The 24,759-nt window shown below is 59.5% G+C and carries 23 protein-coding genes, 1 tRNA gene and 2 pseudogenes; 16 read left to right on the forward strand and 10 right to left on the reverse strand.

Features of this window, described 5'->3' with window-relative positions:
• The first annotated feature begins 2 nt into the window (after positions 1-2).
• The 15 genes and pseudogenes from tssF (at position 3) to EGJ22_RS00755 (ending at position 14,727) form a co-directional block, all read left to right on the forward strand.
• A complete protein-coding gene (tssF, locus tag EGJ22_RS00685) occupies positions 3-1,769 on the forward strand; it encodes a type VI secretion system baseplate subunit TssF (RefSeq protein ID WP_064314360.1) in 1,767 nt (588 codons plus the stop codon).
• Complete coding sequence (tssG, locus tag EGJ22_RS00690; RefSeq protein ID WP_029887180.1) at positions 1,733-2,749, forward strand: type VI secretion system baseplate subunit TssG; 1,017 nt, start codon at positions 1,733-1,735, stop codon at positions 2,747-2,749. Before tssF ends, tssG begins: the two co-directional genes overlap by 37 nt.
• Entirely contained in the window at positions 2,746-3,300 is a 555-nt protein-coding gene (locus tag EGJ22_RS00695; RefSeq protein ID WP_029887181.1) for an FHA domain-containing protein, read from the forward strand. The genes tssG and EGJ22_RS00695 overlap by 4 nt, the downstream gene beginning before the upstream one ends.
• Positions 3,297-4,091, forward strand: a complete 795-nt coding sequence (gene tssJ, locus EGJ22_RS00700; protein WP_029887182.1) for a type VI secretion system lipoprotein TssJ — start codon at positions 3,297-3,299, stop codon at positions 4,089-4,091. Before EGJ22_RS00695 ends, tssJ begins: the two co-directional genes overlap by 4 nt.
• 52 nt (positions 4,092-4,143) lie before the next feature.
• Positions 4,144-5,481 (forward strand): type VI secretion system baseplate subunit TssK, encoded by a 1,338-nt coding sequence (tssK, locus tag EGJ22_RS00705; RefSeq protein WP_029887183.1) that lies wholly within the window; start codon positions 4,144-4,146, stop codon positions 5,479-5,481.
• 64 nt (positions 5,482-5,545) lie between these two features.
• On the forward strand, positions 5,546-6,337 hold the full coding sequence (gene icmH / locus EGJ22_RS00710) for a type IVB secretion system protein IcmH/DotU (RefSeq protein ID WP_223809678.1): 792 nt from the start codon (positions 5,546-5,548) through the stop codon (positions 6,335-6,337).
• A gap of 132 nt (positions 6,338-6,469) precedes the next feature.
• Positions 6,470-6,985, forward strand: coding sequence for an Hcp family type VI secretion system effector (locus tag EGJ22_RS00715; RefSeq protein ID WP_029887185.1), 516 nt, complete (start codon positions 6,470-6,472; stop codon positions 6,983-6,985).
• A gap of 73 nt (positions 6,986-7,058) precedes the next feature.
• The gene (locus EGJ22_RS00720) at positions 7,059-9,029 is read left to right on the forward strand and encodes a type VI secretion system Vgr family protein (protein ID WP_029887186.1); all 1,971 of its coding nucleotides are present in this window, start codon (positions 7,059-7,061) and stop codon (positions 9,027-9,029) included.
• Positions 9,030-9,043: 14 nt separating this feature from the next.
• Positions 9,044-10,405: a DUF2169 domain-containing protein gene (locus EGJ22_RS00725; protein WP_080709260.1), complete on the forward strand. Its 1,362-nt coding sequence runs from the start codon at positions 9,044-9,046 to the stop codon at positions 10,403-10,405.
• Entirely contained in the window at positions 10,405-10,761 is a 357-nt protein-coding gene (locus tag EGJ22_RS00730; protein WP_080709261.1) for a DUF4150 domain-containing protein, read from the forward strand. The genes EGJ22_RS00725 and EGJ22_RS00730 overlap by 1 nt, the downstream gene beginning before the upstream one ends.
• 2 nt (positions 10,762-10,763) lie before the next feature.
• Positions 10,764-11,855, forward strand: a complete 1,092-nt coding sequence (locus EGJ22_RS00735; RefSeq protein ID WP_125920054.1) for a hypothetical protein — start codon at positions 10,764-10,766, stop codon at positions 11,853-11,855.
• A complete protein-coding gene (locus EGJ22_RS00740; RefSeq protein WP_029887188.1) occupies positions 11,856-12,818 on the forward strand; it encodes a hypothetical protein in 963 nt (320 codons plus the stop codon).
• Between the two features lie 178 nt (positions 12,819-12,996).
• Positions 12,997-13,383 (forward strand): annotated as a pseudogene (locus EGJ22_RS00745) (Hcp family type VI secretion system effector); the annotation flags it as partial.
• A gap of 17 nt (positions 13,384-13,400) precedes the next feature.
• Positions 13,401-14,015 (forward strand): annotated as a pseudogene (locus EGJ22_RS00750) (contractile injection system protein, VgrG/Pvc8 family); the annotation flags it as partial.
• A 196-nt stretch (positions 14,016-14,211) separates the two neighbouring features.
• Positions 14,212-14,727, forward strand: coding sequence for an autoinducer binding domain-containing protein (locus EGJ22_RS00755; RefSeq protein ID WP_050492238.1), 516 nt, complete (start codon positions 14,212-14,214; stop codon positions 14,725-14,727).
• 102 nt (positions 14,728-14,829) lie between these two features.
• Here EGJ22_RS00755 and EGJ22_RS00760 read toward each other — a convergent pair.
• From EGJ22_RS00760 to EGJ22_RS00805, 10 genes are all read right to left on the reverse strand, one after another.
• A tRNA-Gly gene (locus EGJ22_RS00760) sits at positions 14,830-14,905 on the reverse strand.
• A gap of 64 nt (positions 14,906-14,969) precedes the next feature.
• A complete protein-coding gene (gene pgsA / locus EGJ22_RS00765) occupies positions 14,970-15,530 on the reverse strand; it encodes a CDP-diacylglycerol--glycerol-3-phosphate 3-phosphatidyltransferase (RefSeq protein ID WP_029885978.1) in 561 nt (186 codons plus the stop codon).
• Positions 15,531-15,562: 32 nt separating this feature from the next.
• Positions 15,563-17,386 carry an excinuclease ABC subunit UvrC gene (gene uvrC, locus EGJ22_RS00770; RefSeq protein ID WP_029885979.1) on the reverse strand — a complete coding sequence of 608 codons (1,824 nt, stop codon included), beginning with the start codon at positions 17,384-17,386 and terminating at the stop codon, positions 15,563-15,565.
• 5 nt (positions 17,387-17,391) lie between these two features.
• The gene (uvrY, locus tag EGJ22_RS00775; RefSeq protein ID WP_003251380.1) at positions 17,392-18,030 is read right to left on the reverse strand and encodes a UvrY/SirA/GacA family response regulator transcription factor; all 639 of its coding nucleotides are present in this window, start codon (positions 18,028-18,030) and stop codon (positions 17,392-17,394) included.
• 239 nt (positions 18,031-18,269) lie between these two features.
• Positions 18,270-18,701 carry a GNAT family N-acetyltransferase gene (locus EGJ22_RS00780; RefSeq protein WP_029885980.1) on the reverse strand — a complete coding sequence of 144 codons (432 nt, stop codon included), beginning with the start codon at positions 18,699-18,701 and terminating at the stop codon, positions 18,270-18,272.
• A gap of 117 nt (positions 18,702-18,818) precedes the next feature.
• Positions 18,819-19,328, reverse strand: a complete 510-nt coding sequence (locus EGJ22_RS00785) for a ProQ/FinO family protein (RefSeq protein WP_009686322.1) — start codon at positions 19,326-19,328, stop codon at positions 18,819-18,821.
• 83 nt (positions 19,329-19,411) lie between these two features.
• Positions 19,412-19,966, reverse strand: coding sequence for a helix-turn-helix domain-containing protein (locus tag EGJ22_RS00790; protein WP_009686321.1), 555 nt, complete (start codon positions 19,964-19,966; stop codon positions 19,412-19,414).
• A gap of 143 nt (positions 19,967-20,109) precedes the next feature.
• Positions 20,110-21,468, reverse strand: a complete 1,359-nt coding sequence (locus EGJ22_RS00795) for an aspartate aminotransferase family protein (RefSeq protein WP_029885981.1) — start codon at positions 21,466-21,468, stop codon at positions 20,110-20,112.
• Positions 21,469-21,481: 13 nt separating this feature from the next.
• Positions 21,482-22,276 carry a gamma-glutamyl-gamma-aminobutyrate hydrolase family protein gene (locus EGJ22_RS00800; protein WP_029885982.1) on the reverse strand — a complete coding sequence of 265 codons (795 nt, stop codon included), beginning with the start codon at positions 22,274-22,276 and terminating at the stop codon, positions 21,482-21,484.
• Between the two features lie 67 nt (positions 22,277-22,343).
• Positions 22,344-23,690, reverse strand: a complete 1,347-nt coding sequence (locus tag EGJ22_RS00805) for a glutamine synthetase family protein (protein WP_029885983.1) — start codon at positions 23,688-23,690, stop codon at positions 22,344-22,346.
• 339 nt (positions 23,691-24,029) lie between these two features.
• Between EGJ22_RS00805 and EGJ22_RS00810 the strand changes: the two genes are divergently transcribed.
• Positions 24,030-24,734, forward strand: a complete 705-nt coding sequence (locus EGJ22_RS00810; RefSeq protein WP_009686317.1) for an SDR family oxidoreductase — start codon at positions 24,030-24,032, stop codon at positions 24,732-24,734.
• The last annotated feature ends 25 nt before the right edge of the window (positions 24,735-24,759 follow it).

Consider the following 24,759-nt stretch of genomic DNA (forward strand, 5'->3'; position numbering starts at 1 on the left):
CGATGTCACTCAAGGATCGATTCAGCGAAGAGTTGCGTTACCTGCATGAACTGGGCAACGACTTCGCTACCGACAACCCACAACTTGCCCGGCTGCTGGGCAAAGGTGGCAGCGACCCGGACGTCGAACGGCTGATGGAGGCTTTTGCCTTCCTCACCGCCAAGTTGCGCCTCAAGCTGGAGGATGACCTGCCAGAGCTGACGCACCCCATGCTGCAGTTGCTGTGGCCCAATTACCTGCGGCCCCTGCCGAGCGCCACGATCATCCAGTTCACGCCACTCAAGCAAGCGCTCAGCCAATCACACTGCATTCCCAAGGGATCACCGTTGTTCTCCAGGCCTGTGGATGGCGTGCCTTGTGAATTTCGTACGTGCACGGCCGTGTACATCCACCCGTTCGAGATCGAATCGGTCAGCGCTACCCAGACGCTCGACAGTTCGGTAGCACGCATCGAACTGCGCACCCTGGTCGAGCGCCCCTTGAACACCCTCGGCTGCGACAGCCTGGATTTCCACTTGAGCGGTGATGACAAAACAGCCCGCACGCTCTACCTGTGGCTTGCTCAATACCTCAAACATGTCGCGGTAACGATCGATGGCCAGGTGCACCGGTTGCCGGCCAGCAGCATCATCTTTCCGGGCTTCAGCGCGAACGAAGGGCTGCTGCCTTATCCGCAGAACGTCTTCGATGGCTATCGGATCCTGCAGGAATACTTCGTTTTCGCGAAGCGCTTCCACTTCTTCAGCGTTAGCGCACTGCAGAAAGTCTGGCCCGATCAAGCGACTCGGCAGGTGGGCATCGAACTTCACTTCACCCGCCAGCTCCCTGCCTCGTTGCGTATCGGCATGGCGGATTTGCGCCTGTTCTGCACGCCGGCGGTCAACCTGTTCAGCTACAGCGCCGAACCTATCGACCTCTCCAATCGGCAGGCCCCTGCCGAGCTGACCCCCAGAGGGAAAGAACGGCATGCGTATGAGATTTTCAGTGTCGACAAGGTGGTCAGCACCCGCACCACAACAGACGGCAGCACCGGCGAACACCTACGCACGTTCCGCCCGTTCGAATCGTTCGCCCATGAGATCGAGCATGCTCAAGGGCGCACGGCGTTGTACTACCGCTCCACCCTCGAGGAGTCCTTGCGCGGCGAGGGCGTCACACATCGCATCGCCTTCGTGCGTGCCGATGCCAACGCTTACACCGGTGAGCTGGAAACGGCGTCCATCGACCTGACCTGCACCAACCGCGATCTGCCCCTGGCGTTGGGCGTCGACGACATCGATGTGATTTCCGAAGTCACGCCAGCACTGACCACCTACACCAACATCTGCAAACCCACCCGCCCCTACCGACCAGTGCTGGATGGCCAGTTGCAGTGGGCGCTGGTTTCCAACATGTCGCTCAACTACCTGTCGCTGCTGTCTGCCGAGCCGCTGAAGGCGGTGATTCGTGCCTATGACTTCGTGGCCTTGCACGACCTGCAGCAGACACGCACGACCCAAAAGCGCCTGGAAGGCATTCGCGATGTTCAGACCGAGCCTCTGGATTGGCTGATCAAGGGCCAGCCCATTCGCGGGCTACGCACACGGCTGAAGCTGGACCAGGCCGCCTTCCTGTGCGAAGGCGACCTGTACCTGTTCGGCTGCGTGCTGGCGCACTTCTTCGCCCTGTACGCCAGCATCAATTCCTTCCATCAACTGGAAGTGATCAACATCACCAACAACGAGCACTACACATGGCCCATCCAGACCGGCAAACAACCGCTGATCTAGCCGACAGGCTGCTCGCCGAGGCACACCAGTACAACTTCTACCAGTTGCTGGAGCGCCTGCACGGCTTGCATGGGGATGACCTGGAACCGCGCTGGCCGGACCAGGCCACCCGGCTGCGCGTGCGGCTGGCCTGTGACCCACGGCTGACCTTTCCGGTTTCCGACGTGTACAAAGCCGAACGCATGCCCGGGGCAGAAGACCGCTACCGCGTGTGCGCCACCTTTATGGGCCTGCATGGCACTGACTCACCCTTGCCTGCCTACTACCTGGAGCAGGTGGCCTACGAGCATGCGCAGGGTATCGGTGTGCGGCCGGCCTTTTTCGACTTCTTCAACCACTACCTGCTCAGCCTGCTGCACCGCGTGTGGCGCAAGTACCGCTACTACATTCGCTTCCAGCCAGGTGCCAGCGATGGCTTCTCCCAGTACATCTTTGCCCTGCTGGGGTTGAATGACAAACAACTGCGCGGCGACACGCCGTTGCCCTGGAGCCGACTGCTCAGCTTCGCCGGTGTCATCGCCAGCCGCAGCCGCGCACCGGGCACCGTCGCGGGCATCATCGCCCACTGCTTCGACCTGAAACAGGTGCACATCAGGGAGTTCGAGACCCGCTCGGTGCCTACGACAACCCGGCAACTGGTAAGCCTTGGCTGCAGCAACGGCGAGCTGGGCACTTCGTTCCTGGTCGGCAGCCGCACGCGAACGCGCAGCAGCAAGTTCACCATCGTGATCAGCGAGCTGGACCAAACCCAGCTGCGTGGCTTGCTGCCCAGCGGCATCAACTTCAATCGCTTGCGCGCCTTGATCGACTTCCTGCTGCGCGATGGGTTGGCCTACGACCTGGAATTGCGGCTGCAGCAGAACGCGCTGTCGCCCTTCTGCCTGCACCCGAGCCAGGGCGCCCACCTGGGCTGGACCAGCTTCACCGATGACCGCCATGGCCAGATCAGCCCCGTGGTGCGCTTTCGGGGGCGCTCATGAGCACATTGACCTTGAACATTACCAACCTCGACCAGTTGCAGCACAACGTTACGGCCCGGCACACATTCGATCGCGCAGGCGGCACCATCGGCAGCGTGGGGGCCGCGTGGCTGATCAATGACGGTGCACAGGGCGTGGCACCGATCCACTGCGAGATCCGTTGGCTCGAAGGTAGCTTCTGCGTCATCGACCGCTGCGGGCACACCTACCTGAACGACAACCTGGGCAGCCTGGGCACGCGGTCAGCCAGGCGGCTGCTTGAGGGCGACCGGCTTCGGGTCGGCGCTTATCGGCTGTTGGTCCAGCTCTCGCCAGCGGATGCCCGTTCGCTGGAGGCGTTATTCAACCCCGACTCACGGGTGCTCGACCAATTCATCCTGGATGCACCTGCAGAGCGTTGGCCTCCCCAGCCCGCAACGGCCCCGGTCGCCGAGATTTGCTCGGTATTCGCCCAAGGTATGGGCAACGATCCCTTGGCAGCACTGGGCGCGGTGACGCAAGCCACGGCGCAGAACCCGCTGGACCGCCTGGTTGCAGGAGAACGCCCATGACGCGTCATTCACTGGTGGCCGGGCTTCTGGCAACCCTGATCGGGCTCTCGGGCTGCACCGCCCTGGGCAAAATGGGCCAAGTGGCGCTGAACCCTTCGATACCCGTCGGGCCGCCCAAGGATCACCCTACCGAAATTGCTTTCAGCATCAACGCCAGCCCCACACTCAACAGCAACCCCAGCAGTGTGGAGGTGCTGGCCGAGCAAGAAAGCAGCCTGGCCCCCAGCCCCTACGCAGTCACTTTGAGCGCGGGCGACCCCTACGCCCTGGCCGAGAAGGTCGGCACCCTGTTCGAGTTTCTGCAGGAGCAGTACCCGGCCGCCTCGCCTGTCGAGTTACCAGAGGAAGAGGCCGATCTCCCGCTTCGCTCGCCTTTCGAGCACAGCACACCCGGCCGCTACGAAGACGCGAACATGGTGCTGACCTTACCGCGCAGCACCACGCCGGCCACCGAAGCGGTGGCTACGCCCATGGCTATCAAGATCCTGCAACTGCGCGACGACTCATTGCTGCGCAACAGCCTTTATGAGCTGCTGGACAAAGACCCCGCCAAGGCGCTGCGCAGTACCTATATTCGCGATGACGATTATCTGCTGCACCCTGGGCAGTTCAAGTTCATTCCCTTTACCGCCATCGAGCCCGAGACCCGCTTCGTTGCCGTGATCGCCGATTACCGCAACCAGGACGATGCCACCTGGAACCAGGTACTGCGCATTCCACCGCGGGGCCACCAGATCATCCTGTCGGTGTTGCTCAATGACACGCAGGTTTTGCTCAAGGAGCAAGACTGATGGCGCCTGCAACCCTGCCCTTCTCGCTCACTCACGCTGACACGGAGCGCTCATGAGTTCACGTAATCCCGTCCTGTGGCCTGAAGGCCTGTTCGTCAAACCGCAGCATTTCCAGCAGGCTACCCGCGCCGCTGAAGCAGCCCAGCACCAACGTCTTGCCAGCCTGAACGCGGCCTTCTATGGCTTCAGCGAGCTGCAACTGAACGAGGAATACCTGAGCCTGGGCAAGGTCGCGATCACCCGCGCCCGCGGCATCATGCCGGACGGAACGGTGTTCGACATTCCGGCAGACCTGCCGCCGCCGCCGCCGCTGGAAATCGACGACGACGGCGCAAAGGACAGCGAGGTTTACCTGTGCCTGCCGCTGCGCACCGAGGGCGGTCGAGAGGTGAGTTGGCCCGACAACGCCGCCAATTTCCGCTACAGCGCTCAGCCCCAGGAAATCAAGGACACCCACAGCGCCGATGGCGACCTGGCCCAGGTCGATCTGGCAGTGCCCAACCTGCAACTCAAGCGCAAGGCTGACGACAGCAGCGCCTACACCCGCCTGGCACTGGCACGTATCCTGGAGCGGCGACCCGATGGCAGCCTGCAACTCGACGAAGGGTTCTACCCGACCAGCGTCTCGGTACGGGCTGTGCCCGCACTGCAGCGTTACCTCGAAGAAATCACCAACACCCTGCGCGAGCGCTCACGCAACCTGGCCAGCCGAATCGGTGCTGCTGGCCAATCCGGCATCGCCGATATCCGCGACTTCAACCTGTTGCAAGCCATGAACCGCTGGTGGCCGTGCTTCCAGCACCTGGCCAGGCAGGGGCAGACACACCCTGAGCAGCTGTACCTGCACATGAGCCAGGCGTGCGGCGAGTTCGTGACCTTCACCGACGAAAGCCGGCTGCCTGCCGAGTATCCCGCCTACCAGCACAGCGCATTGCGTGCGTCGTTCAAACCCCTGCAGGACACGTTGCGCCGCGCCCTGGGTACGGTCCTGCAGCCGCGGGCGGTCTCTCTACCCCTGAACGCGCTCGATTACGGGGTAATGACGACGACGTTCGAAGACCGCCGCCTGATCGATAACGCGGACTTCATCCTTGCCGTGCGTGCAGACATGCCGCCGCCGACCTTGCGCCAACTGTTCATGCAGAAGGCCAAGGTCACGTCCCTGGAAACCTTGAATGACCTGGTGCACAAGCAACTGCCCGGTATTGCGCTACAGCCGCTGCCGGTGGCGCCGCGCGAGCTGCCCTTCCATGCGGGCTTCAGCTATTTCGGGCTCGACCGCCGCGAGCCGGCGTGGGCCTGCATGAACACGGCCAACGGTTTCGGGATTCATATCGCCGGGGAATTCCCCGGGCTCGAGTTGCAGTTCTGGGCAATCAGGAGTGAGTGAAATGCACGCGAACGACCACCCGGGCGATGGCAGCGCACCTGCGAAAGTCGAGCAGCTGCGCTGGATGCTTGAAAACACTGCAGGCACAAAGGGGGCAGGATGCTCGACACCCACGCCAGAACCCGATCCCGCAGGTGAAGGCTACCCAGCCGATCCGGATTTCCAACTGCGAGGCGGCTACAGCAATGTGATGCTGGACGCCGCCGCCCCTTTGCTCGGCTTGGTCATGCGCATCCGCACGCTCGATACACTGCCCAACCTCGAACAAGTGCACCGGCAGGTGCGCAACCAGATCGAAAATATTCAGCAAGAGCTGCGTCAGCATGGCTACGAGCCCACGCAACTTCTGGCCTATTCCTATGGCCTGTGCCTGTTCATCGATGAAGCCGTGATGGAGAGGCCCTGGGGCCAAGCAAGCCTCTGGAGCCAGGAGCCCCTGCTCAGCATCTACCACAGCGAAACCTTTGGCGGCGAAAAGATCTTCACCGTGATCTCGCGCCTGATGCAAGAACCCCAGCGGTACCAGGACGTGCTGGAGTTCATGTACTTCATTCTGTGCCTGGGGCTCAAAGGCAAGTATGGCATCGCCCCCAAAGGCGACGAAACGCTGAACACCCTCATTCACCAGCTCCACGCAATCATCCGGGAGCTACGTGGGCCTACGCCGACAACGGTCTGCGACCCTTACAGCAACGTTGCCCCGCGCAACTTCCGCATGAACCGGCAATGGCCTTGGTGGAGCCCTCTGGTGCTTTCCGCCCTTGCGATGGCCACGGCCTATGGCATCTACAGCTACCGGCTGCACCTGATCACCCATGAGGTGCTGCAGTCACTCGACAGCATCTTGCAGCAGTAGCCGCCGGCAGTCGGTACGACCGTATTCAACGAATTGACGGGGCGTTTGCCCCGTTGAAAAAGCCCATCGATTCCGATGGCCACGTAGCCGCTTGTGCGCGTGCTTTTCCACATGGACGCAGGAGAAACTGCCATGCCAACACCCGCTTACATCAAGATCGAAGGCCAAACCCAGGGCAATATCACCGCGGGCGCTTTCACTGCTGACTCGGTCGGTAACGTTTATCAGCAAGGTCATGAAGATCAAATCCTGGTTCAGGAGATCAAGCATGAAGTGACTACGCCGACAGATCCACAGAATGGTCAGCCCAGCGGCCAACGCGTACACAAGCCGTTCACGTTTACCAGTTCACTCAACAAGGCCACGCCATTGATGTACCAAGCGTTGGTCACAGGCGAAATGCTGCCGACGGTCGAAGTCAACTGGTACCGCACTTCGACGGAAGGTAAACAAGAGCACTTTTTCTCAACCACGCTGGAGGACGCAACTATTGTCAGCATCAGGACCGTCCTCCCTCACGTTCAGGACAAGGTCAACGAGCACTACACACAGCTGGTCGAGGTTGCGATGACCTATCGGAAGATCGTCTGGGAGCACACCGTAGCGGGTACCGGTGGCTCTGATGATTGGCGAGCACCTGCCGCCTGAAAACCATGAATGCTCCGGGCGGGTTTGCCTGCCCGGACTTTGTGTCACCTCAGACGACGAACAAGGGTTGCCTATGCCTAGCCAATCTGATTTGCGTTACAGCTTCCAGCCGCTGGTTGGCAAAGCTGAATTCGAAGTGGTGTCGTTCGAACTTCGAGAGGGGCTCAGCACACCCTTCGAGTTGGCGCTGAAATTGATCAGCTTCGAAAACGATATCGACTTCGGCCTCCTGCTCGACAAACCCGTACTGTTCACCCTCTGGGAAAAAGGGCGCCCAGTGCGGCATGTGCACGGTCTGGTCAGTAGTTTCAGCCAAGCGGAAAGCGGATTTTACCGGACCTACTATTACGCCTTGGTCGAACCCATTCTGGCGCGCGCCGGACTGCGATCGAACTGGCGCATTTTCCAACACAAAACCGTGCCGCAGATTCTCGAGCTGATGCTCAAACGGCAGGGCATCGTTCAATACGAGCTTCGCGCGAGCAGGGATCACCACGTGCGCGAGTTCTGCGTGCAAGCGGGCGAGACCGACCTTGCCTTCATCGCCCGCCTGGCGGCTGAAGAGGGCTTTGTCTATCGCTTCGAGCACAGTGAAACCCTGCATAAGCTGATCATCACGGATCAGCTGCTATCCCTCGGGCTGATCAGCCATGGGGCGCTCAAGACGGACAACGGTGACGAAAGCTTTTTCGACGGCGAAGACGTTATCGACCCCAATACCGTGCTGTATCAATCCAACAGTGGCGGCGATCAGGCCAGGCCTTGCCTGTGGCGCTTGCGCTACAGCGAGCACGTCAGAACCTCGCGACAGGTCCAGCGCGACTACACCTTCACCAACCCGGCGTATCGCCAGGAACACCGTGCTTCAGGCGCTTTCCTCGAACACCAGTCCAGCGACTACGAGCGCTTCGACTACCCCGGCCGCTACAAGCGCGATGCCGTGGGCAAGCCGTTCACCGAAAACCGTATCACCGCCCTGCGCCATGATGTTCGCATCGCGCAGGTGCAGGGGGATGACGTCAGGCTGCAGCCTGGCCTGAGCTTCACACTCACAGGCCACCCTCGCGACGACCTAAATGTGCATTGGCGTGTGAACAGCGTGGTTCACAAGGGCAGCCAGTTCACCAGCCTCCAGGAAGAAGCAGCCGGCGTCGATCAAAGCACACGCTATGAGCAAACCGCCCAACTGGTACCCGGCAGAACCGAGTGGCGCCCCCCTCCGCTGGACAAGCCTCGAGTCGATGGCCCGCACATGGCAACCGTGGTCGGCCCTCCGGGCGAGGAGATCTACTGCGACGAATGGGGCCGGGTCAAGGTCAGCTTCCCCTGGGACCGGGAGAGCAACAACGACGAGTTCAGCTCCTGCTGGGTGCGTGTATCCCAAGGGTGGGCAGGTGGCAGTTGGGGCTCAATGGCCATCCCGCGCATCGGGCAGGACGTGGTCATCCAGTACGTCAACGGCGACCCCGACCAGCCGATGATCACCGGGCGCACCTATTGCGGTAACCAGCTGCCGCCCTACGACCTGCCCTACCACAAAACCCGCATGACCATCAAGAGCCAGACCCACAAGGGTGATGGCTTCAACGAGCTCCGGTTCGAGGACGAGCTGGGTCGACAGGAAGTGTTTATCCATGCGGAGAAGGACCAGAACAACGTCGTCAAACACAACGAAACCACCTTCGTCGGCAATGACCGCAGCGAGCGGGTGGATCATAACGAAACCATCTCCATCGGTGCCAACAAGACCGAGACCATCGCATTGGCCAAGGCATTGACCATTGGCGCGGGCTACCAGGTCAGTGTCGGTGCGGCAATGAACACGACAGTTGGTCTTAGCCAAAGCGAGCAGGTGGGCATTCACAAGTCCGTGATCGTTGGCAACCGCTTCAACATCACAGCAGGCGACGAACTCAGCATCACGGTTGGTAAAGCGTCGTTGGTCATGAAGTCCGACGGAACCGTGCTGATCAACGGCAGCAACTTTGACTTCAGTGCCACAGGGCCTGTGCAAATCAACGGCAAGGATGTCGATCTTAACTGAAGGGGTAACCCAGGATGGAATTTCGCAACCTGACGCCGTTTGACGTCATGTGCTTCAGTGCGCTCAGCAAACTGGATATAGAGCACCCAGTGATTGTGATGAAAGTTGGCTATCGACTACAACCCATTGCCAAGAAACCGGGGAGCTTTTCCGCTGAAGTAATCGATGATGATCCAGTTCCACTTTGCCTAGCCGATAAATACTATGGCGAGGAAGGGCGCAGTAGCGTCAAGGAAGAAAGTGATTTAGCACCTTTCAAACCTCGCTGTGATGTTATTGTCAATGGACATGCCTATGCACCAGGCATGGAAGCTGCGCGGTCGTGGACTGCTGGAATTCGCTTGAGCGAACCTGCGGCGCCATTAAAGATAAATATTACATCACCAAAATCGTCCACTTCAGACGGACCTCCGACGGAGCAACAGTTATATGCATGGCGGGATGCACAAGCGGAGGCAACACTGCGCCGCGCTAATGCCCCAACTCGTAATATCTTGTTGAACAAGCGGCTCCGCTTCACCGGGCCTAGGATCTTCAAGCCAAGCCTGTTTACTGGGTGGCATGTTACTGAAGCTGAACTTGCCGAGCGCGTACCACTGCAATGGGAATACGCTTTTGGCGGTTCAAGCATCTTGCATAACCCTCAATTTCCTGATCGTGCCTCTGAGCCTCATATCATTAATCAGGTTTGCTATAGCAATCCACTGGGCCAGGGATGGGTCGACACTCGTCACTTTGAGCTCGCGAACGCAATTGAGCAGCCGATAGAGGCCTTGCTGGCTCCTCAGATTGAACAAATCAATGACCCCATTACAAAACTTGTAAGTAGCCACCAGCCCGATGGTGATGTCACTGCTAAAGAGATGGCCGAGATATCCAGAGCGCTCACTCACCAGCCAGCAGGGTTTGGAGTAGTCGGGCGCGCTTGGGCGCCACGCCTTGCCCTCGCGGGCACCTATGATGATGAATGGCGGGACACTCGCTGGCCTGGCCTCCCTGCCGACTTTGAGTTTGGCTATTGGAACTGTGCTCCTGCAGATCAGCAAACAGTCTTCTTGAGGCCTGATGTACAGATCGAATTGTTCAACCTGACCTCACATGAAAACGGCCACAACGGTCGCCTGATCGTTGAATTACCAGGTCATCGCCCATTTCTGCTGGCACGGTTTCACAACGGTGCGCTGATTCCCATTCCCTTACTCACTGACACCCTGGTTATCGACACAGACGCAATGAGTTTATCGTTGACTCATCGAATCAGCCTTCCCTCTACCGAACCTATCCGTGCACTGGAAGCCAGGTTCGAGATCGATCCCACAGCCCCACTCATAAAACGCGCCCGACCCACAAAACAAACTGAAGGGGAGAGAGGCTGATGGCAACGAATATACTTGCTCGTAAACAAGCAAACTGGAGAGTCGTCAGCATCGCCCCCGATGTTTGTAAAACTCCCATGGGTAGCGCGACCCCGCCTGTTCCCTATCCCGTCACTGCTGAGCTGAAGATAGCAACTGGCGTAGCGAAATCCGTGCGTGTCAACGGCAAACCAATTGTCGTATATGACATGAGCCTCGTACCCAAAACTGATGGGGATCAGGCAGGTGCGGCGAAAGGGATAACCAGCAATACCGTTGGCGGTAAATGTTACCCGCAAGAAAAAAGTAGCACAGTGCGCGCCGAGGGGAAATTGGTCGTCCGCCACAATGATCTATTTTGGATGAATGGGTCGTAGTCATGGACGAACCTTTAGAAATTAAAATCAGTAAGTTCCAACAATACATAAGCGATACGCACAGCATCGCCACCTATCAAGAAGGCAATGCCGTAGTCGTTCAACTCTGGAACGGAAAAATACTAACAACCAGAGAGCACCTGTCTTATGAAGAATATAAAAAATTTCGCGCAGACGTACCAGAATATGGATTGCCCGACTACGCACCGCCGAAAACAACGAAAGATGAGCACATAGGAACAACCCCCAATGGAAACACTGTAGGTCGAGTCATAGGCTCAGTCGACTTTCCCAACAAGAAAAACAGCGACTACAATCCCACTATCGACGAAGAATTAGATCCTGAACTCAACTCTAAAGACAACACACTAAACAATATACAACTGAGTCTTGACTTGTTAAGCATTATCCCTGGGATCGGAACAATTGCTGGGGGCACTAACGCTGCCATCAGCATAGGAAGGGGGAATTACACTGAAGCAATGGCATCTGCCGCAGCAATGATTCCGTTTGCTGGGGGACTCATTAAAGGTGGAGTACTCATTGGGAAAACTGGCGGAAAATTCAGCAAATCAACGGCTAGGTTACGAGATGGAGGGAAAGGCAAGCGTGTTATCGACCCGCGCTGCATACTCCGTCCATATAAAATCAAAGGAAGACCGACATGTCCCCCGCCACTGACCGGCCACCATGTCGTCCCAGACCGTGTTTTTCGATTAGGCTCAAGGACTCGAATTCCTGGTGGGCTTTCCAATAATGATGGGTTAGTGATATGCGTTCAGGGCAAAGATCGGACAGGTGAGCATGGTAGAATTCATCGAATTTACGATCCGGAAGAACAGGCTGTGGGTCTACTCAACTCACCGAGGGGTACCGCCCCACTGCTTACATTAGAAGAAATTGGCGCCAGAGCAGTCAGCAGAGTAACAAAATGCAATGAAGCCAACCTATTAGCGCAGCTTAGAGGCTATCACCAATCCAAAGGGTTGCAGCTTGACTTCATAGGCAGAGCCGACCCATATGGACATATTACTAAAACCATTCCTGTAGAATCAGTTGGCTCAAAATCCAATTCAGGCACAGGACCACTTTAAATGAAAAAAACAAACAATTCCAGCATCACGATGCTGGCCGGGACCGCGATAAGCGAAACCATATATTACATGACTGGCACGCTAGACAATCTAGCCAGCGACATGATTTTCACAAGAATGTTTATTTATGACGATAGTGCGACACCCTCCAATCAATGGTTCCATCACGACCTACCGGGTTGGGCAGTGATATCTACATGTTTAGTTCCTGCGAACCCCACAACTCCCCGGCATGTTTGTTCGCTAAGCGAGCAGGGTGATGTAGAACTCTATAGCTCCGCAGGTATCAGAATAGAAAAAATCAAAGGTGCCGGCCTCAGTCACACAGAGGAGAGCCGAGGCTATATGACTCGCATTAGACATATAGGAGATGCGCTATACGCATGCGGGTATGCCGGGCAGGTATACAAGAGGCAAAAAGAAAAGTGGGAGCGCTTTGATGCCGGAATTAGAGACAAAAGCCCCAGCTCCCTCACTACCATCGCTACTCCCTTAGACTTGATTGACATTCACGGACTGCACCAATCTGATATATACATTGTCGGAAGCGAAGGTTTCATCGCTCACTACAACGGAATGAATTGGTCAATACTCCCCCCCATAACCAGGGCATGCCTGTACGGCATATTTATACAGTCGGAGAGCGAGGTCTGGGTCGCCGGATCAAATGGCACCATTCTAAAAGGGAACGCCATAAATGGCTTTCGAGCAATTTGCCGAAAGACGCTTGACTGCGACTTTTATTCTATAGCAAATTTCGAGGATGAATATTACATTGGCGCAAGCGACGGGTTATACAACATGCGTCACGGCAAAATACTAAAAGTCAATCTGCCCGAGAAAATCATTGAGATTGACTCGATAGAGACAAAGAATGGAACACTTTGGGCATTAGGATCTAAAAAATTAATCAGATACGATGGAACCACCTGGAAATTGATTAATCACATTGACAACAACTGACCTTATCTTTCAAGCCAGTGCAGAGGCATCACTCTGCACTGGCAGGACGTACAAATACCACCATAACTTCACAATACCAAACCACATTACAACATTACTCACTGTAGACGCCCGATTAACAGCATGACCTCACCACTCAAAAGCAGGCTTTATCCACATGGGCTCAGGAGAAACTGCCATGCCAACACCCGCTTACATCAACACTGAAGGCCAGACTCAAGGCAACATCACTGCGGGCGCCCTCACCTCCGACTTAGTCGGCAAAGTGTTTGTCGAAGGCCACGAAGACGAGATCCTAGTGCAGGAGATCAAGCACCAAGTGACCGTACCTACCGATCCATAGAGTGGCCAGCCTGCAGGCCAACGGGTCCACAAACCCTTCATCTTCACCAGCGCGCTGAACAAGGCGACACCGCTGATGTATGAAGCTTTGCCCAGCGGCGAAATGCTGCCGACCGTTGAAGTCAATTGGTATCGCACTTCCGTGGAGGGCAAGCAGGAGCACTTCTTCACCACCAAGCTGGAGGACGCCAGCATCGTCGACATCAACATCACACGGCCTCATGCTCCTACAGGTATTGCATGGCCCTTGCGTCTTGCTTCGTCTATCGCTTCGAGCACAGTGAAAACCTGTATAAGCTGATCATCACGGATCAGCTGCTATCCCTCGGGCTGATCAGCCATGGGGCGCTCAAGACCGACAACGGTGACGAAGGCTTCTTCGACGGCGAAGACGTTATCGACCCCAATACCGTGCTGTATCAATCCAACAGTGGCGGCGATCAGGCCAGGCCTTGCCTGCGGCGCTTTTGCTACAGCGAGCACGTCAGAACCTCGCGACAGGCACAACGCGACTACACCTTCACCAACCCAGCGTATCGCCAGGAACACCGTGCTTCAGGCGCTTTCCTCGAACACCAGTCCAGCGACTACGAGCGCTTCGACTACCCCGGCCGCTACAAGCGCGATGCCGTGGGCAAGCCGTTCACCGAAAACCGTATCACCGCCCTGCGCCATGATGTGCGCATCGCGCAGGAGCAGGGGGATGACGTCAGGCTGCAGCCTGGCCTGAGCTTCACACTCACAGGCCACCCTCACGACGACCTAAATGTGCATTGGCGTGTGAACAGCGTGGTTCACAAGGGCAGCCAGTTCACCAGCCTCCAGGAAGAAGCAGCCGGCGTCGATCAAAGCACTCCGAGGCAAAAACCGCCTCTACGCGATCTCAGCGTTATGTGCCCTGTTCAACAGTCTGGCGCTTTGCTTGATCGCGGCTGTGGCGCTACAGTTGACCAATTGAGTAGGATTTAACGCTCATACTCGTTGTACGGTTAGTTTCGTCCTGGATACGACACCTCCAGATCACGTCGGGGCTGCCTTGAACGGAGGTGCGATGATTAACCGAACAGCGGCGGACTGGCAGCGCCTGCAAGACCTGCCAGCGCTGCTCGAGCAGTTGCCTACCCTCGTTGCAGAACTGGCGTTCCCCTTCTACAGCTTTACCTACAGCAGCCAGAACCATCAGCTCAGCGCAGGCAACCTTCCGCCACAGGGCACGCAATTGGTCCAGGCAGCACTGGACTTGCGGCCAGACACTCGCCAGTACTCGAACATGCCCGTGATGTGGAGCGAAAACGCATTCCAGTCTGCCGCCGGCTCATGGGCGACGGCCTATGCTCTGGGCCTGCGTTACGGCTGGATCCAGCCGCTACACGACGGTAGCGGCCACAGCAGCCTGACGCTGCTGCGCCCTCACGTCAGGCTGTCGATCACCGAGCATTACGAAAAAGCCGCGTGGGTCATGTGGCTGGGTGAGCGCCTGCACCTGGCAGCCGCCCGGGAGGCAGGCCTGGCTGAACGCGAACATGGGCCGGCGTTTAACCCAGCTCAACGAAATCGCTGTAATTGAAAATGTACTTGGAATTTCGTGGCTGACAGAAACGAAAAAAGACGCCTAAGCGTCTATTTTCGATGATTTACAGACCTCAATTGAAACCTGTAAATCCATATTTGGAGCGGGAAACGAGACTCGAACTCGCGACCCCGACCTTGGCAAGGTCGTGCTCTACCAACTGAGCTATTCCCGCGTCGTGATGGGTGCCATTCTAGCGATTTCAAAAACCGCGTCAACCCCTTGATTCAAAAAAACTTTTACTTCTGCTCCGAACCTTCGCGCAGGTGCGGCCAGGCCGCCAGCAGATAGTGCGCCATCGACCACAGTGTGAGCCCCGCCGCCACCAACAGCAGTGCATAGCCGAGGATCACCCAGAAGGTCACCGCTGGCGGGTTGCCCAGCAGGATCACCAGCGCCAGCATCTGCGCTGCGGTTTTCCACTTGCCCAGGTTGGACACGGCCACGTGCGCCCGTGCGCCCAGCTCGGCCATCCACTCGCGCAGTGCCGAAACCACGATTTCACGGCCGATGATCACCGCCGCCGGCAGGGTGAGCCAGAAATTCGCGTGGGTCTGTACCAGCAGCACCAGGGCCACCGCCACCATCAGCTTGTCGGCCACCGGGTCGAGGAAGGCACCGAACGGCGTGCTTTGCTGCAGGCGCCGCGCCAGGTAGCCGTCCAGCCAGTCGGTGGCAGCAGCAACCGCGAACACGCTGCTGGCGGCCATGTAACTCCACTGGTACGGCATGTAGAACAGCAGAATGAAGCACGGGATGAGCAGGACGCGGAGAACGGTGAGCAAGTTTGGAATATTCATCGGTACGACTGGCCGCAAGTTGAGCCGGCATTCTACTCGCTATGCAGGCTGGCATAAATTGATTCGGCCAGCTTTTTGCTGATGCCGGGCGCTTTGGCAATTTCATCGATACTGGCGCGGTTGAGCTCCTGCAGGCCGCCGAAATGTTTCAGCAGGTCGCGGCGGCGCTTTGGCCCTACCCCGGCAACATCTTCCAGGCTGGACACCCGCCGCGCCTTGCCACGCCGGGCGCGATGGCCGGTGATGGCAAAGCGGTGTGCTTCGTCACGGATCTGCTGGATCAGGTGCAAGGCCGCAGAATCGCCCTTGAGGGTGAATTCATGGTGCACGTCGTTCAGGTACAGGGTTTCGAAACCGGCCTTGCGCGTGACGCCCTTGGCGACACCCAGCAGGGTCAGTTCGCTGAAACCCAGCTCCTGCATCACATCGCGGGCCATGTTCAGCTGGCCCTTGCCACCGTCCACCAGCAGCACGTCGGGCAGTTTGCCCTCGCCGTCCTTGATACGCCCATAGCGGCGGGTCAGGGCCTGGTGCATGGCGGCGTAATCGTCGCCAGCGGTGATGCCTTCGATATTGAAGCGGCGGTAGTCGGATTTGATCGGCCCCTCGGGGCCGAACACCACGCAGCTGGCTACGGTGGCTTCGCCACTGGAGTGACTGATGTCGTAGCACTCCAGGCGCTGCGGCACTTCGTCCAGGCCCAGGACCTCGGCCAGGGCCTCGAAGCGGGCCGCCATGTGCTGACGGTTGGCCAGCCGAGCGTTGAGCGCCTGCTCGGCGTTGGTCACGGCCAGTTGCTGCCATCGGGCACGGGTGCCCCTTACCCGATGGCTGATGGTCAGCTCGCGCCCACGCAACGTGTGCAGGGCCTCGGTAATGGCGGCGAAGTCTTCGTGCACAACGTTGACGATCAACTCGCCTGGCAATTCGCGCTCTGCATTGCCCAGGTAGTACTGGGAAAGAAAAGCGGCCATGACCTCGGCCAGGTCTTCCTCGATGCCCACCTGCGGGAAGAAGTTCTTGCTGCCCAGTACCCGCCCACCGCGCACGCTGATCAGGTGCACGCAGGCGCCACCCGGGTTGACGAAGGCAGCGATGACATCGACATCACCTGTGCCACCTTCGATGTACTGCTGGTCCTGCACGCGGCGCAGCAGGCTGATCTGGTCGCGCAGTTCGGCGGCCTTTTCGAAATCGAGGGCCATGGCGGCTTTCTCCATTTCGGCATTCAATTCATTGCCCAACTGCTGGCTGCGCCCTTCCAGAAACATCACCGAATGGCGCACGTCCTCGGCATATTCCTGAGGGCTTACCAAGTCGGTGCACGGCCCTTTGCAGCGCTTGATCTGGTACTGCAGGCAGGGCCGGGTGCGGTTGGCGTAATAGCTGTCTTCGCACTGGCGCACGGAAAAGGCCTTCTGCAACAGGCTGAGGCTTTCACGTATGGCGCCGGCGCTGGGGTATGGGCCGAAGTAACGGCCCTTGGCCTTTTTCGCGCCCCGATGAATACCCAGGCGGGGAAACTCCCCGTCAGACAAGAACACGTAGGGGTAGGACTTATCGTCGCGCAGCAGGATGTTGTAGGGCGGCCGCCATTCCTTGATCAGGTTCTGCTCCAGCAGCAACGCCTCGGTTTCATTGGCGGTGATGGTGGTCTCGACCTGGGCGATGCGCGCAACCAGCGCGGCGGTCTTGGGGGCCAGGCCGGTCTTGCGGAAATAGCTGGCCAGGCGCTTTTTCAGGTTCTTGGCCTTGCCCACATACAGCAGGCGGGCGTCGACGTCGAACATCCGATAAACGCCGGGGCGACCACTGCAGGTCGCCAGGAATGCGCTGGCATCAAAAACTTGGGACATGAGGTTTACAGGCTTGCGTCAACCATACCGTGGCGAACGGCCAGCAAGGTCAATTCGACGTCGCTGGTGACCGAGAGTTTTTCAAAGATCCGATAACGGTAAGTATTGACGGTCTTGGGCGAGAGGCACAACTTGTCGGAGATGATCTGCACTTTCTGGCAACCGACGATCATCAGGGCAATCTGGATTTCCCGCTCGGACAAGGCGTCGAACGGCGAGCCTTGTGGCTGGAACGGCTTGAGCGCCAGCTGCTGGGCGATCTGCGGGCTGATGTAGCGCTGGCCGGCAAATGCCAAGCGGATGGCCTGGACCATTTCATCGAGCCCTGCGCCCTTGGTCAGGTAACCGGCAGCGCCGGCCTGCAGCAAGCGCGTGGGGAACGGGTCTTCCTCGCACACGGTGACTGCAACCACTTTGATGTCCGGGTGGCTGCGCAACAGTTTGCGAGTGGCTTCCAGGCCGCCGATGCCGGGCATTTTCACGTCCATCAGCACCACGTCTGGCTTCAGCTCACGGGCCAGCTTGAGCGCCGACTCGCCCGAGTCCCCCTCACCCACCACCTGCAGGCCGTCAATGTCGGCCAACATGCGCGTAATACCGGTTCGTACCAGATCGTGATCATCGACGACTAAGACCCTAATCAAGCACACACCTCATCAGCAGGGCGATTGGATCCCGCCACCTTAACAAAATTTTTCACAGTGGGCCTAACGCATTACTTCCGTCAGAAACGTCCGACGCTCAGCTGTGAGAATCCATACTGTTTACCGGGGTTTAACATGACCCGTCAAGCGCGCCAGCAGGTGGGCAACGCGCCGGCTGATCGTCGATATGGATCCTTGATGCCTACGCCGTTCGCGCTGGACACGCAAGCGACTGGCGATCACTCGATAGCGCGCTGCATACGCAGGAAGCAATCGTCTTCGCCCATCTCGATAAACCCATGGCGCTGGTAAAGGCGGCGTGCCGGATTGCTGCGAAACACCATCAGCCTGAGCAGCGGCAACTGCCGCTGCTTGGCCCACAGTGCCAACTGCTCCAGCACCCAACTGCCAACACCGCGCCCGCGGTGCTCGGGGAGCAAATGCAACTCGCGGATGAACAGGGCCTGGCGGTCCTGGCTGAGGCCGCAGTAACCCAGCACCGCGGTGCCATCTGCCACCAGCCACTGCTCGCGCCAGCCCCAGGCCTGGTCGAAGGCGTCTTCCACCCAAAGCAGACCGTATTGGCCGTAATAAGGCAGCATGGCGCGGCGAGTCAGGTCGCGGGCGAAGGTGCAGTGGCTGATAGTGGCAGGGATCAGTTGCAGGCCCATGTCAATCAACGCTCACGGTCGCGGTTGACGTTGTGCCCGGGGCTGGCCAGCAGGGCAGCCCCGGGCACCGATGCACGGAGGCGATCAGTAGGTTCGCCAGGTTGGCGAGGGGCGGGGTCAGGCCTCAGGCTGCTCGCCAGCAGGCTCGGCGGCAGGGGCGGCAGCTTGTGCCTTGGCCTTCGCCCGGTTACGGCGTTCCTGGCTGCGGTGCCGCGCAGCCTGCTGCTTGGCATGCAGTGCCTGTGCAGCAGTCACGGTACCCGCTGCTTGGCCACTGAGGTCCAGGCGCGGTGCATTTTCGACCATGCTGGCCCAGTACCGGGCGCCGCGGCACCAGGTGGAAATACCCAGCTTCAGCTGTTCACGGGTAAGCCCAAGCAGCTCCAGGTGTTGCTCGGCATCCTTGAAGATACCTTCTTTGAGCGGCACCTTGGGGGCCGGGTTGACCGGGAAGGCCAGGGGAAAATGCTTCTGCAAAGGCCAGATCGCAGCGACCGCCGGATCCTGTTCGCGCGGCTTCGCCTGCGGGGACGGCTTGCGCTTTGGCTGTTTCGCGCTTTCGGCCTTTACCTGCTGTTTCTCCGCCCGCAGGCGGTCGCGTAGCTCTGCTAGTTGTTCAAAACCCATCGTTCAATTCACTGCTTGTGGTTGATTGCGGGGTGCAAGGATAACCCATGCAGCCACCCCAGTGTTTGCAGGTCATCTTTCCATCAGCTGAATACCCACAACACCCGCGTTGGTTTGCCGGTCAGGTTGGCATAACGAAAGCTGGCATGTGGCTGCAGCTGGAAACTGTCATTGGCGCGCAGGGTAACGGGCTCACCGCCGTCGAGCCACACGGTCAATTCGCCTTCGAGCACGAAACACCCCTGCTCTGAACTGTCGTCCAGGTACTCCTCGCCACTGCTCGCCCCAGGTTCAAGGTGGCTGTCGAGCATGGAGAAGGCGCCACTGATGCTGGGGGATGCCAGCACGTCGGTGATGCCACCGGCCAGGTGCAAGGTGCGGCGCTCGTGCGGGCGGGTAACCCAGCCGAGCTCGCGGGGCTTGGCCAGCTTGTAGAAGTAGGCAGTCGACACACCGAGCTCTTCGCTGATGGCCGTCAGGTCGGCGACGGTCGGGCGCGAAACACCGCGCTCAACCTGGGACAGGAACCCCACCGAGCGGCCGATACGCTGGGCCAGCTCGCCAAGGGTCAGGCCCTTGAACTTACGCAGGTCGCGAATCAGTACTGCCAGGCCTTCGATTTCTTCGTGCACTTTCATAGTTGAATCGCGACGTTCGGACGGAAAAACAATGCCCTGAAAAGTACAGGATTCAACCTGCAAAGCAAAATGCTTCCAGGCCTTGCGCGCGCCAGCCAGGCAAACCGGGGCCGCTTTGCAGCCCCGCTGAGGCTACCTGCCGCTCAGCGAACAGCCTCATACGTGAGGTCGAGGCATTTGCGCGCCTTTGCCACCAGCTCGTCGATCTCGGCAAGGCTGATCACCAAAGGCGGCGCGATGATCATGGTGTCGCCCACCGCGCGCATGATCAGGCCGTTGTCGAAGCAGTGCTGGCGGCAGATCATGCCCACGCCGTTGCCTGGGTAGCGGGTGCGGCTGGCCTTGTCTTTTACCAGCTCGATCGCGCCCAGCATGCCCAGGCCGCGCACCTCACCGACCAACGGGTGGTCGGCCAGCTCACGCAGGCGCTGCTGCAGGTAAGGCGCAGTCTTATCCTGCACCTGCGTGATGATCTGCTCGTCGCGCAGGATGCGCAGGTTCTCCAGCGCCACCGCCGCGGCCACCGGGTGGCCGGAATAGGTAAAGCCGTGGTTGAAATCGCCACCTTCGCTGACGACCCGCGCCACCTCGTCACGCACGATCACACCGCCCATCGGTATGTAGCCCGAAGTCAGGCCCTTGGCGATGGTCATCAGGTCGGGCTCAAGGTCATAGTAGTCAGTACCGAACCACTGCCCGGTGCGGCCAAAGCCGCAGATCACTTCATCGGCCACGAACAGGATGTCGTACTTGGCAAGGATCTGCTTGACCTTCGGCCAGTAAGTGTCCGGCGCAATGATCACGCCCCCGGCACCCTGGATCGGCTCGGCGATGAAGGCTGCGACGTTGTTTTCGCCCACCTCCAGAATCTTGCGCTCCAGTTGCTCGGCGGCCCACACGCCGAAGTCGGCCTCGGTCATGTCGCCGCCTTCGCCGAACCAGTACGGCTGCGGGATATGCACGATATCCGGGATCACCCCGCCCTGCTGGTGCATGCCGCTCATGCCCCCCAGGGCAGCGCCTGCCACGGTAGAGCCGTGGTAGCCGTTGATGCGGCCGATGATCACCTTCTTGTCGGGCTGGCCTTTCAGCGCCCAGTAGTGGCGCACCATGCGCAGCACGGTGTCATTGCCTTCGGAACCGGAGCCGGTGAAGAACACATGGTTCATGCCGGCCGGGGCCAGGTCGGCGATCGCCTTGGCCAGCTCCAGCGCCGGTGGATGCGCGGTCTGGAAGAACAGGTTGTAGTACGGCAGCTGCTTCATCTGCCGGCTGGCGACCTCGGCCAGCTCATCGCGGCCATAGCCGACCGCCACGCACCACAGGCCAGCCATGGCATCGAGGATCTTGTTGCCCTCGCTATCCCACAGGTATACGCCCTTGGCCTGGGTGATGATGCGCGGGCCTTTCTCGGCCAACTGTTTAACATCGCTGAACGGCGCCAGGTGGTGGTCGCGGCTAAGCGCTTGCCAGGCCTGGGTCTGCGAATTCTGTGCACTCATTGTCTTCACTCCGTCAGGTCGCGCAGGCGCGCTGCGCGGTGGGTTGCTTGCGGTTCTGGCGCAGCAGCGAGCGCTGGCGGCATGCCGCGCCAAACGCCTGGAACAGGGTCAGGTACTGCGGGTTGTCCATGACCTGGTACTCGGGGTGCCATTGCACGGCCAGGCTGAAGCCCTGGCCGTTGTCCAGCGAGATCGCCTCCACCAGGCCGTCAGGCGCCAGCGCCTCCACCCTCAGCCCAGGCGCCAGTGCATCGATGCCCTGGCCGTGGATGGAGTTGACCTCGAACACTGCCGGCAAGCCCAGGCGTTCGAGCAAACCACCTGGCTGCACATGCATGGTGTGGCGCGGGCCGTATTGCTTGGCAATTGGCTCGCCCGCGCCTTCGCGGTGGTCCATGAATGCGCCAGCCTCATGCACGTTCTGGTGCAGGGTGCCGCCCAGTGCCACGTTCATTTCCTGAAAACCACGGCAGATGCCCAGCACCGGCACGCCGGCGGCGATCGCCGCGCGCATCAGCGGTAACGTGGTGGCGTCCCGCAGCGGGTCATGCTGGGTGCCCTCGGCACTGGCCGCGCCGTGGTAGTGAAACGGCTCGATATTGGACGGCGAACCGGTAAAGATCAGTCCGTCTACCACCTCGAGGATGTCGGCGCTGTCGAGCAGCTCGCCCAGGCTGGGTATCACGATGGGCAGGCCGCACGCCGCCTTGGCTGCTGCACGTGCATACTTCTCGGCAATGGTCTGGGTGGCATGCTGCCCGCTCATGGTGGTGCAAGCGGTGATGCCGATCACGGGCACACGTGGCATAGCGTCCTCCGGCAATGGGTATTGCGCGTGGTTTAGGTTGGCAAGGGATGGGGGCGAACCGCAGGCGCTACAGGAACCAGCGATACTCGCGGGCATCGATGTGGCGCATGAAGTCCAGTTGCTCCTGGTACTTGTTTTCGCAGTAGACCATCACGAACTCGCTGCCCAGGCCTTGCTCCAGCACCGGGTGATGGCGCATGGCGGCCAGGCCGCTGAGCGGGTCCTTGGGGAAGTCGATGCCGCTCTGGCGGTCGTCGTTCAGCGGGGCGATGGGCTCGACGCCCCGCTCCAGGCCGTACTCCATGCCGGTGAGAATGGCCGCGAGCACCAGGTACGGGTTGGCATCTGCGCCTGCCAGGCGGTGCTCGATGCGCAGGTTGCGCGGGTCGGATTCGGGGATGCGAATGCACGCATCACGGTCTTCGAAGCCCCAGCTGGCCTTGCTCGCGGCGTTGACCATGGCACCGTAACGGCGGTAGGCGTTGTGGTTGGGGGCAAAAATCGGCATACAGTGCGGCAGCAGTTCCAGGCACCCCGCCACCGCATGGCGCAGCTTGCGCTGTTCGGCAGCGGCAAGCAGGTTGTTGCCGTCGTTGTCGTACAGGCTGACGTGCACGTGCATGCCGCTGCCTGGCGCATCCAGGTAGGGCTTGCTCATGAAGCTGGCACGGTAGCCGTGCTTCAGGGCAATGCCCCGGGTACTGCGGCAGAACAGTGCCGACCAGTCAGCCGCGGCAAGGGCATCGTCGCTGTGCGAGAAGTTGATTTCGAACTGGCCTGGGCCCAGCTCGGCAGTGATCACGTTCGCCGGCACGCCTTGCTCATTGGCGCCATCGACCATTTCATGCAACACCGAGGAAAAGCGCGAGAGGCGCTCGATGTGCATGTTCGGCTGGTCGTCTGCGTCGCCGCTGGCAGTGTCACGCGGGTAACAGGGCAAGCCGTTGTCCAGCGCGCGATCGAACAGGTAAAACTCCAGCTCGAACGCCACCACCGGGCGTATGCCACGCCTGGTAAGGCGCTGCAGCACGCGGGCCAGCACTTCCCGTGGCTCGAACTCGATCGGCCTGGCGGTGCCGTCGGAGGTGATCAGCATCTGGGCGATCGGCTCTTTTTCCCAGCGCACCGGCTTCAGCGTACCTGGCACCAGCCGCCGTACGGCATCCGGGTCGCCGTCGGCAAAGCAGTAGTCACCTATGGGGTAAAGGCCGCCCTGGGTACCCAGCAGCACGCAATTCTGCGGCAGCTTCAACGGTGCCCCAGCTGCAACCTTTTCCAGCATGTCGATGGGGTAGCGCTTGCCGTAGAAATGCCCGGGAATGTCCAGCGCAATCAGGTCGACATAACGTATGGCCGGGTGCTGCGCCCGAAACGCACGCACTTCAAGCAGCAGATCCGCAGAGGGGGCACTCATGTTCTTGTCCTTGTGAGGTGAACCAACTCAAGTGAAGACTCGCCCTTGAATGCCGCCAGCGTTTGCAAGGGCTTCAACCTCTGGCACGCCTTCAATAGCCTGGGCGCTCGTGAAATTTTCGCAGATATTTTTCATGAAAAAATACATTAAAAATTTCACGCGTCAAGATCATCTGCGTGCCGCCGGTCTGCGTCTGCGCGACTTGGCCCCTGCCAAGCGCAACAAGCCAGTAGCTTAACTACTGGCTCTGAGAAGCTTGACTGTCTCACTTGCCACCCTAGGGGGCTGCTATGGTGGAAGCACTTACGCAATCAAATGAACGCCAACCTGGGAGGCAGCATGACAGTAGACAAAGTTGCAATTATCACGGCTGGTGGCAGCGGCATGGGTGCCGCCGCAGCTCGGCGCCTGGCCGCGGATGGTTTTAACGTGGGCATCCTTTCTTCATCGGGCAAGGGCGAGGCCCTGGCGGCCGAGCTTGGCGGCATCGGCGTTACCGGTAGCAACCAGTCGGTTGAAGACCTGCAGCGCCTGGTAGACGCTGTGGTCGGCAAATGGGGCCGCATCGATGTGCTGGTCAACAGCGCGGGGCACGGCCCACGTGCGCCCATCCTGGAGATCAGCGACGAGGACTGGCACAAAGGCATGGACACTTACCTGCTCAATGTCATTCGCCCGACACGCCTGGTGACGCCCTATATGCAGCGGCAAAAGGGTGGCGTGATCATCAACATCTCTACCGCCTGGGCATTCGAGCCGAGCGACCTGTTCCCCACTTCCGCGGTGTTCCGCTCGGGGCTGGCGGCCTTCAGCAAGATCTTCGCCGACACCTACGCCGCCGATAACGTGCGCATCAACAACGTGCTGCCCGGCTGGATAGACAGCTTGCCGGCCACAGAGCAACGCCGCGACAGCGTACCGCTCAAGCGTTACGGCACCCCCGAAGAAATTGCCGCCACCATCGCGTTCCTTGCCAGCGAGGGTGCTGCCTACATGACTGGGCAGAACATCAAGGTCGACGGCGGCCTGACGCGTAGCGTGTGAGGCTGCTGACGAGGTAAGCGCGCCT

It is taken from the genome of Pseudomonas sp. p99-361, assembly GCF_003935475.1.
In the GTDB taxonomy this organism is placed as follows: Bacteria; Pseudomonadota; Gammaproteobacteria; order Pseudomonadales; family Pseudomonadaceae; genus Aquipseudomonas; species Aquipseudomonas juntendi.

Bases quoted from the DNA above. Each gene is read 5' to 3' on its own strand.
- tssJ (WP_029887182.1), top strand. From the start codon at position 3,297: ATGACGCGTCATTCACTGGTGGCCGGGCTTCTGGCAACCCTGATCGGG.
- EGJ22_RS00785 (WP_009686322.1), bottom strand. From the start codon at position 19,328: ATGGGTTTTGAACAACTAGCAGAGCTACGCGACCGCCTGCGGGCGGAG.
- tssK (WP_029887183.1), top strand. From the start codon at position 4,144: ATGAGTTCACGTAATCCCGTCCTGTGGCCTGAAGGCCTGTTCGTCAAA.
- EGJ22_RS00755 (WP_050492238.1), top strand. From the start codon at position 14,212: ATGATTAACCGAACAGCGGCGGACTGGCAGCGCCTGCAAGACCTGCCA.
- EGJ22_RS00740 (WP_029887188.1), top strand. From the start codon at position 11,856: ATGAAAAAAACAAACAATTCCAGCATCACGATGCTGGCCGGGACCGCG.
- EGJ22_RS00715 (WP_029887185.1), top strand. From the start codon at position 6,470: ATGCCAACACCCGCTTACATCAAGATCGAAGGCCAAACCCAGGGCAAT.
- icmH (WP_223809678.1), top strand. From the start codon at position 5,546: ATGCTTGAAAACACTGCAGGCACAAAGGGGGCAGGATGCTCGACACCC.
- EGJ22_RS00800 (WP_029885982.1), bottom strand. From the start codon at position 22,276: ATGCCACGTGTGCCCGTGATCGGCATCACCGCTTGCACCACCATGAGC.
- EGJ22_RS00780 (WP_029885980.1), bottom strand. From the start codon at position 18,701: ATGGGCCTGCAACTGATCCCTGCCACTATCAGCCACTGCACCTTCGCC.
- EGJ22_RS00720 (WP_029887186.1), top strand. From the start codon at position 7,059: ATGCCTAGCCAATCTGATTTGCGTTACAGCTTCCAGCCGCTGGTTGGC.
- tssG (WP_029887180.1), top strand. From the start codon at position 1,733: ATGGCCCATCCAGACCGGCAAACAACCGCTGATCTAGCCGACAGGCTG.
- tssF (WP_064314360.1), top strand. From the start codon at position 3: ATGTCACTCAAGGATCGATTCAGCGAAGAGTTGCGTTACCTGCATGAA.
- EGJ22_RS00695 (WP_029887181.1), top strand. From the start codon at position 2,746: ATGAGCACATTGACCTTGAACATTACCAACCTCGACCAGTTGCAGCAC.
- EGJ22_RS00805 (WP_029885983.1), bottom strand. From the start codon at position 23,690: ATGAGTGCCCCCTCTGCGGATCTGCTGCTTGAAGTGCGTGCGTTTCGG.
- EGJ22_RS00795 (WP_029885981.1), bottom strand. From the start codon at position 21,468: ATGAGTGCACAGAATTCGCAGACCCAGGCCTGGCAAGCGCTTAGCCGC.
- EGJ22_RS00725 (WP_080709260.1), top strand. From the start codon at position 9,044: ATGGAATTTCGCAACCTGACGCCGTTTGACGTCATGTGCTTCAGTGCG.
- EGJ22_RS00790 (WP_009686321.1), bottom strand. From the start codon at position 19,966: ATGAAAGTGCACGAAGAAATCGAAGGCCTGGCAGTACTGATTCGCGAC.
- EGJ22_RS00810 (WP_009686317.1), top strand. From the start codon at position 24,030: ATGACAGTAGACAAAGTTGCAATTATCACGGCTGGTGGCAGCGGCATG.
- pgsA (WP_029885978.1), bottom strand. From the start codon at position 15,530: ATGAATATTCCAAACTTGCTCACCGTTCTCCGCGTCCTGCTCATCCCG.
- EGJ22_RS00735 (WP_125920054.1), top strand. From the start codon at position 10,764: ATGGACGAACCTTTAGAAATTAAAATCAGTAAGTTCCAACAATACATA.
- EGJ22_RS00730 (WP_080709261.1), top strand. From the start codon at position 10,405: ATGGCAACGAATATACTTGCTCGTAAACAAGCAAACTGGAGAGTCGTC.
- uvrC (WP_029885979.1), bottom strand. From the start codon at position 17,386: ATGTCCCAAGTTTTTGATGCCAGCGCATTCCTGGCGACCTGCAGTGGT.